The organism is Desulfobacter latus (genome assembly GCF_013389365.1).
GTDB lineage: Bacteria > Desulfobacterota > Desulfobacteria > Desulfobacterales > Desulfobacteraceae > Desulfobacter > Desulfobacter latus.
On sequence record NZ_JACADJ010000106.1, the window covers coordinates 1 to 8,279 of the forward strand.

Here is an 8,279-nt window from a genome sequence, read left to right on the forward strand (position 1 = left end):
AAATGGGATTACAGGGTCTATTTTTTGATACAACTAATTGTTTTTATATGTATTATTAAGCAATTACAATATTTTTAACATTTACGAATAATCTGCCTACGGTAACCGGGAAAATGGGAATGCGCCCAGAGTATGGCGGTGTTATGGAAAACCTTCCCTTGCATCTGAAACCTGTATGGGCAATGGGATATCTAACAGGCATGAGACTTGATGAAATTCTTTCTTTGACCTGGGGAAAACTGGATCTGAAGGCGGGTTTTATTTATCTGGATGTTACCGATACCAAGACCAAGAAAAAACGGTCTATTCCCATACTGGATGAATTAAGCGAATATCTGGAACAGCTCCCCAAAGCACTTCATGATGATCATGTTTTTCTTTACCGGGGAAAACGAATAAAGGATATCAGAACGGGACTGAAAAAAGCGTGTGAAAAAGCAAAGGTCCCATATGGCCGGAACACAAAAGACGGCATAACCTTTCATGATCTGAGGCATACGTTCAATACGAATATGAGAAAGGCGGGAGTGGCCGAGTCTGTCATTATGGAAATAACCGGTCATGAGACCCGGGAAATGTTCGACAGATATAATACCGTGGATAACAGCGACAAAAAACAAGGGGTGGATCAGTTAAGAAATTTCTTGGGGAACCAGGCAGGGAAAAAAGGTTCTGAGGTAACCACCATGTTACCCTAAAAAGGAAAATGTTACCCAAAGTGTTACCCAAGGCATAAAAAAAGGGTTTTGACTTTTTATCTAAAATCGTCAAAACCCTTTTGAATTCTTGGTACCGGAGGCGAGACTTGAACTCGCAAGGGCTTGCGCCCGGAGGATTTTGAGTCCTCTGCGTCTACCAATTCCACCACTCCGGCTTAGAGTCCTTTTCTTAATGCAATTATGCTTGCTTGTCAATCCCAAATTTACCTCATAAATTTATAGTATAGGAGTTTCCAGCACCCAGCACCCAGCACCCAGTACCCATTACCCAGTACCCAGCAGTCCGCCCAAAGGGCGCTAATTTAAATATGCATTTCCGATGCCGACTTTTAAGGGTGCTTTCGATTCATGGCCTCTAAAAAAAAGCGACTGGGGAGAGGTGATTGCAGGCACGGTATATGCATCCATAAATTCGGTTTATGTGAACAGTTTGCCGGATTAGGCAAAACGTAATTTAAATCAAAGGAGATGAAATATGCCTGTATTACCTGAAGAAACCAGCAAAGCCTGGGACAGTCACACAGGTCCCATTATATTATCCACCGTGAATAAAGATGGGGTACCCAATGCCATTTATGCGACTTGTGTGAGCAAATATGATGAGCAGACCCTGGTTGTGGCCAATAACTATTTTTCCAAAACCATGGAAAATATCAAAGCCGGATCCAAGGCTTGTATTCTATTCATCACTTCGGATAACACATCCTATCAGGTCAAAGGCACCCTGGAGTACCATACCCAGGGGCCTGTGTTTGACGATATGAAGAAGTGGAACCCTGAAAAGCACCCGGGCCATGGCGCCGCCGCATTAAAGGTCGAAGAGGTTTATAAAGGCGCCGAAAAATTATTATAGCTGTGACTGCTCCCCTCCTGAATCAAAGATTCAGGAGGGCTTATAAGCGACTGAGGTTGCTAACGTGTCCAACTCGACACGCAAAATTGACTGGATTACAGCCTGAATGAAAATTTATATAGATGCAAGGCGCAAAAAGATGTAGAATTGGTATTTCAAAATATAAAAACCTTATGCGCAGGACCTTTGCAATATCGGGTCTGGGATGATATCATTTATGCTCATGAGTATTGAACCTTGTAACAATTTTTATTTTTCAATCGTTTCTGCTCTGATACCGCTTATTGCCCTGATACTGGTTGTCGTGCTGATGACAGCGGCTCCGGTCCGGGCGGCACAACGCTATTCCCGTTCGGACCTTGTCCGTTTCCAGAACCGCATTATAGATTATCGTTCCCAGATCAATCCGCGATTTAAAAAAAGGGTGCGTTCCAGGACCCGGCTGATCATTGTTCATACTTCCGAGTTGGGGCTGAAAAGTTCGTTAAGGGTGATTTCCAAAGGAAAGCGGTTTAAAAACGGTTGTACCACACCCGGCGGGCATGCCAATTATGTTATTGCCAGAAACGGGAGCGTTTACCGGATTCTGGACAAAAAATACAGAGCAGACCATGCCGGCCGCTCCATGTGGAACGGGGTGTCTAATGTCAGCGATATCTCGGTGGGCATTGAATTTGTCGGTTATCACTATGCCCCCTTGACCGCCGGCCAGTATAGAGCTGCGGGAATGTTGCTGTTTATTCTTAAACGGGTCTATGGCCTTGAAGATAAAGACGTTCTGACCCACAGTCAGATTGCATACGGCAAACCCAATCGATGGTTTTCCAAAGATCACCGCGGGCGTAAACGATGTGCGAAAAATTTTGACAGAATCCGGGCGGGTCTTGGTCCTACCTGGTCTTTTGATCCTGATGTCAGAGCAGGGCGCCTGACACCGGATCCCACGCTGGCCCAGGTTTTTTATCCTGCTCCCGGTGCTGTTGTTTCCATCGGCAAAAAAGGATACCAATCCCAGAAATCCGATATCATTTCAAAGCAGAATTCTGCCTGGGCTATTGCCGGTGAAGATTATGATGCCCACAGCACGGTCTACATGCTGCCCGGCGGAAAAACCCTGGCCGGCGACAGGGTCGCCTCAAGTTTGGGCTGGGAGCGTCTGCCGGAGGGCACAAAAGTACTGCTCAACCAGAAGACGAAACACGTTCGTGAGCAGGCGAAAAGCATCATAAAAACCATTTCCCCGCGGATGACGGCCTGGTCTCATGCAGGCGGGGCTTACCATGCATCCTCAACCATTTATTTTCTTCCTTCGGGTCGCGTTTTGAACGGATATAGGATTGCGGATTGGGATGACTTGCCGTCAGGTACCCGTCTGGTGCTAGGGTATAAAGGCCCGATTGTCATTTCAAAAAATAAAACAGCCTATGGGATAGCCGGTGCAAAGTTCAAACATCCCGGAACCATTTATTATATTCCGGGCCGGGGTCCGGTTCAGGGCAACAAAATTCCGGATTTCAGCGATTTACCTAAAGGGACGGGGGTTTACCTGCCAATTGCCGGTTGATGGCAGAGAATTTGTAAATGCAAATTCGGTTACGGTATATATTTGTGTTAAAGCGAAAACGCAAAATATTTCAACTGCCTGGAATCCCGGCATACGTTATGTTATAACCTGTGCGGCGGTGAAAGATAGTGCCCGACCGAAAACCTAAATTTTGCCGACTGCTTCGTTGGCCGCGAGTTTTAATCCTTGAAATCCAGGAAAGTATTATTTAGCGTGGAAAATAAGAATTACAGTTTAAAAAAAAATATTTTGTGTTTGAGAACCGAATGCGGAGAATATAAATTTCAGATCAGTGGGGAGACCGGGCAGGGTAATGCCGAACGTATTGCAAAGGTGATGACTGGTGAAATGGAAAAAGCGGGGAATGCTTTTGACCGACACAATAAGCCCAATCCATATGTTAAGCTGCTACTGACCAATCTGAACCTGGCAGATAAGTATGTCAGACTTGAAAACAGATATGATGAATTGCTTAAAGCCCATGAGGCGTGCAAAATAATTCCCGGAAATCCTGTTGACCCACCTGATTCTCCAGCGTCCGCACCATTAAAACCCGAAAAACCCGAAAAATCCGATGAAAAAAAAACGCCGGCCAACCCGGAGGATGATAGTCCCGGCGTGACCCTTGAGTTTGAATCTTGTGCCCCCGACTTACCCGCTTCCGAAATAAGTGATATCCCCCCATTAGATTCTGAGCGGGAGGAATCCGTTGAAAAGAACGCGCAGGTACCCGACTCCCCGGGTCCTTTGGTAACACAGGTGCTTGATACCCTGAAAAAAGCCGAAAAGGTCGAGTCAGAGCCTTTAGATAAACCGGAAGCAGCGCCTTTAGAGGAATCGGTAGAGACACCGGAAAAAAGGCTGAAAGTTACAAATTTTGTCCGGCCGGATCCAGCTAAGCCGGCAGACAAGCCCTTATCCCGGGCAAATGGTAAAGACAATGGTGATGGAACGTTCCGCCTGCCTTCCCTGGATTTTCTTCAAAAGGGCGGTCAGGAAACCGTGGTGGACCATGAGGCCATCAGACGGGATGCTGAATTGCTGGAACAGAAACTGGGGTACTTCGGCATCAAAGGCGAAGTCATGGAGGTGCTGCCGGGGCCTGTCATCACAACGTTTGAATACAAACCCGCCCCAGGGATAAAGATCAGTAAGATCGTTAATCTGGCCGATGACCTGGCCCTGGCCTTAAGTGCCTTGAGTATTCGTATCGTGGCCCCCATTCCGGGCAAAGATGTCATTGGCATTGAAATTCCGAATCCGGCCATGTGTGTTGTGCCTTTCAGGGATATCGTGGGCGCTTCCGATTTTGATAACATCGAATCCCCCACGCCCATCTGCCTGGGCAAGGATATCATTGGAAAACCTGTGGTGGTGGGACTTGAAAGAATGCCCCATCTGCTCATTGCCGGGGCTACCGGAACCGGCAAAAGCGTGGCGCTCAACGCCATGATCTGCAGTATTTTGTATAAATCAACCCCTGAACGGGTCAAGTTCATTATGATTGATCCCAAGCGCATTGAACTGTCATTGTTTAATGACATTCCGCATCTGATTACGCCTGTGATCACAGATATGAAAAAGGCCAATATTGCTCTTCAGTGGGTGGTCAGGGAAATGGAGCAGCGCTATGAAAAACTGGCCCAGCTGCAGGTGCGGAACATAGAGCAGTATAACCAAAAAGTTAGGACCACTGATCTGGCGGATATGGACGAGGACCTTACCCCCTTTCCCTATATTGTCGTGATCATTGACGAGCTGGCGGATTTGATGATGACTGCCAGCAAAGATATTGAATTCTCTTTGACCCGTATTGCCCAGATGGCCAGGGCTGCAGGTATCCACATGATTCTGGCCACCCAGCGGCCTTCCGTGGATGTGCTGACCGGCATTATCAAGGCCAATTTTCCCACCCGGATTTCATTTCAGGTCTCCTCCAAGACCGACTCCAGGACCATCATCGATGCCAATGGTGCAGAAACCCTGCTGGGCCGGGGCGATATGCTTTTTGTCCCCCCGGGCACGGCTCGGCTCAAGCGGGTCCACGGTACATATCTATCCGAGCGAGAATTGAGTACCATCACAGATTTTGTCAAAGCCCAGGGAAAACCCGAATACATTTCAGATGTTACCACGGAAAAAGAAGAACCCCAGCAGGCAATGACGTTTGACGATGATGAATATGATGAAAAGTACCAGCAGGCCCTGGATTTTGTCATGTCCACCCGCCAGGCATCCATATCCGGTGTGCAACGCGCCTTAAGGATCGGTTACAACCGGGCCGCGCGCATCATTGATCTTATGGAAAAACAGGGCATTGTCGCCCCTTCGGACGGTGTCAGGCCCCGGCAGGTGATCGGGAATATTGACTGATTTAGAAGGGAAAGTCCTGGGACGTTTCTTGTTCCAATTTTTTTTCCTGCGGTTTTTCAGCTGTTTTGTGTAACAGGTTGCCATCCACATAGATGGCTTTGTAGGGCCGGGTAGGGCAGGCGTGTTCACACCCGCCGCATCCCACGCAGATGGCTTCATTCATCTTGGGAATGACAAGATTGCGGCCGGCGGCATTGATATAGGGCACCATGGTCACCGCCTTGGTCGGGCAGTGCTCGGAGCAGGCCCCGCAATTGGTGTTGTCCGTATAGACCACGCAGTTTTCTTTGATGAATTTGGCTACACCCACCTGGGTTTGCTGCTTTTGCGCGATGGTCAGGGGCAGGATGGCCCCGCTTGGACAGATGTTGGAACAGACGGTGCAGTCAAAATTACAATGCCCTCTGTTAAAATTCATCCGGGGTTGCATCATGTTGGAAAGGCCAAAGGCAGATATCGAAGGGGTCAGCAGTCCCGAGGGACAGGCTGACACGCAAAGATGACAGGCAGTGCAGATGGATGTGTATCTTTCAATGCCCACGGAGCCCGGCGGCGAAAGCGGGCAGGTTTTGTTCTCGGCAATGGTGGTGGGCCGGGGCTGTATTGGCGGGGAATTGGGGGCGGCATTGATCCTGCCGGCAGCCATGCCAAGGCTGCCGGCCGCCAGGGTGAGCATGAAGTTTCGGCGGTTTTGGGCGGCACTTTTGTGGCTGGGGCGCGGCAGATGTTTCCTGAAACGGGACTGGTACACCATGGCCTGGTCCGGACAGGCGGAAAGGCAGTTAAAGCAGGCGACGCAGCGGCTGACATCCACCTGTTTTGTTTTGACATCAATGCATCCGGCTTTGCAGACCCGCCGGCATGCGCCGCATGACCGGCAGGCACCGGCATGGATGCCCACCCGGACTATGGAAAATTTTGAGACCAGGCCCAGCAGGGTTCCCACCGGACACAGGGTGTTGCAGTAAAGACGCCCGTGCCGGACACTCATCCAGCCTATCAGCATGAAGGTTGCCAGAGCAATGCCAAAAGAAAGGGGGGCAACAGCCGGCAGCCTGACCCGGTACAGCGCGTGACTCCCTAAGGTTTCGGCCAGGGAAACGCTGATGTTGTTTAAAAAGATGACAACGGGCTGGAAAAGATGGGTCATCATCCTGCCGAAACTGCTGAATGGGTCCAGCAGATTAAGCACAAGCGAAGTGCCTGCCGCAAAAAAGAGAAGGGTTGCCAACAGCATGCTATACCGTAAAATATTGCGGGGCGGGCTGTATCTGAATGCCGCACTTTTGGTCTTTTTGCCTGCAGATGCCCCTTTTTTTGAAAACACCCTAAAGATCATATCCTGGAATATCCCCAGGGGGCAGATGGCGGAACAATAGATTCGGCCAAATATAAACGTGATTCCAAGCACCACCATGAACCCCGCAGCACCGACGGCTGCATGATTCATAAATTTAAGCAGTGACGGCACGAACTGTAAAAAAAGCAGTTTGTCGGCAACCAGCCGAACATCGGTATCCCGGATATCAAGAAAGAGCAGGGCGGTGCCCACGAAAAAGGCAAGGGCAAGACATACGCGTAACGACTTGAGGACGAGCGGGTTCATTTATATTTTGATCCGGTTGATGGCAAGGTGTTTAAGGTTCATCTGCCCAAGATTCATCTGTGAGGCAATCTTAATATGGCGGATATCACCCGGTTCCATGCCGAACAGTTTTGTTGCAGCCGCATCCGCGGCGACAGGGTCTCTGGATATCACCTGGGCCTTCATGGAGACCATGTCATTGACACTGACGCCTCTGGGACCATTGCGCTTCATCACGTTGTAGGCATCCACCACCGTGAGATCCGGTTTGCGAAAGGAGGCGAAGTCGGCAATGCACTGGTGAAGGTCGTTGCGGTGCCAGTACCACCGGTCCCAGACCACGCCCATGAGATTTTTCATGCCGATGGTGAGCATGGTGGAGCTGTGGTGCTTGAGGATCGGCACATTGATGAACACATCGGCCTCCAGCAAGGCCTGGTGTACTTTAGTTTCTTTCAGGCGCAGGCCTGATGGGACGGTCACTGTTTTGTAATATCCTTCGCTGTCACCGGAAATCATTTTTCCCCCGGATTTCTTGACAGCTGCGCCAATACCACTGTTTTCATAGCACTTGCGCCAGTTGTCACAGGTATGATCGAACACGGTTACCTGGGAGGCGCCTGCCTCAAAACACTGGGCAACAATAGCCCCCACAAGGGCAGGGTGGGTGTTGCCGGCCCGCTCAGGCGGCACATCCCAGCCGATATTGGGCTTGACCAGAACCCGGCTGCCACGGGGGACAAAGGTGCTTATCCCGCCCAGGGCATTGATGGCTGCATCAAACATGGTGTTCGGTTCACCCCCCCTTACCGCCACCAGGTCATAAGGGAGCGAAGACGCGTAGGAAGGTGTGTTCCAGAATCGGTTGACCTTGGGAAAGGCGAGAAAGGCGCCTGCAGCAATCCCGCTGGTGATGGCCTTTTTAAAAAAATCCCGTCTGTTCATGACAATCTCTCCTTATTTTTAAGTCTATTGCAGGAACGATTTATCCGCATATTGACCTATTTGATAGGGTTATCTATAAATTTGATGATCGACTATAAAGATAAATATATGATTTTTTGGCATCCTTCATATAAGTTCAAAAGTACTTTACAGTTTTTATCATCAGAATTTTGATCGCAACTATCTTGTCACAGCAAAATACCGTGTTTATTATACTCAAATATGAATTGTGATTATCTC

General features: G+C 49.1%; 6 protein-coding genes and 1 tRNA gene. 4 read left to right on the forward strand and 3 right to left on the reverse strand.

The annotated features are described in order from the left end of the window. The first annotated feature begins 119 nt into the window (after nt 1–119). A complete protein-coding gene (locus tag HXW94_RS17560; protein WP_246294180.1) occupies nt 120–698 on the forward strand; it encodes a site-specific integrase in 579 nt (192 codons plus the stop codon). 89 nt (nt 699–787) lie between these two features. Here the strand turns inward: HXW94_RS17560 and HXW94_RS17565 are convergent. After that, nucleotides 788–874 (reverse strand) — tRNA-Leu (locus HXW94_RS17565). A gap of 320 nt (nt 875–1,194) precedes the next feature. On the opposite strand from HXW94_RS17565, the gene HXW94_RS17570 reads away from it, so the two are divergent. The 3 genes from HXW94_RS17570 to HXW94_RS17580 all read left to right on the forward strand — a co-directional run bounded on the left by HXW94_RS17570 (nt 1,195) and on the right by HXW94_RS17580 (nt 5,509). Then, nucleotides 1,195–1,572, forward strand: a complete 378-nt coding sequence (locus HXW94_RS17570; protein WP_178368199.1) for a pyridoxamine 5'-phosphate oxidase family protein — start codon at nt 1,195–1,197, stop codon at nt 1,570–1,572. A 205-nt stretch (nt 1,573–1,777) separates the two neighbouring features. After that, on the forward strand, nt 1,778–3,136 hold the full coding sequence (locus tag HXW94_RS17575; RefSeq protein ID WP_246294182.1) for an N-acetylmuramoyl-L-alanine amidase: 1,359 nt from the start codon (nt 1,778–1,780) through the stop codon (nt 3,134–3,136). Nucleotides 3,137–3,349: 213 nt separating this feature from the next. Next, nucleotides 3,350–5,509: a DNA translocase FtsK gene (locus HXW94_RS17580; protein WP_178368201.1), complete on the forward strand. Its 2,160-nt coding sequence runs from the start codon at nt 3,350–3,352 to the stop codon at nt 5,507–5,509. A gap of 1 nt (nt 5,510) precedes the next feature. On the opposite strand, the gene HXW94_RS17585 is transcribed toward HXW94_RS17580, so the two are convergent. After that, nucleotides 5,511–7,115 (reverse strand): 4Fe-4S binding protein, encoded by a 1,605-nt coding sequence (locus HXW94_RS17585; RefSeq protein ID WP_178368202.1) that lies wholly within the window; start codon nt 7,113–7,115, stop codon nt 5,511–5,513. Next, nucleotides 7,116–8,039 (reverse strand): DUF362 domain-containing protein, encoded by a 924-nt coding sequence (locus HXW94_RS17590; RefSeq protein WP_178368203.1) that lies wholly within the window; start codon nt 8,037–8,039, stop codon nt 7,116–7,118. It lies immediately after the preceding gene. Nucleotides 8,040–8,279 lie beyond the last annotated feature (240 nt).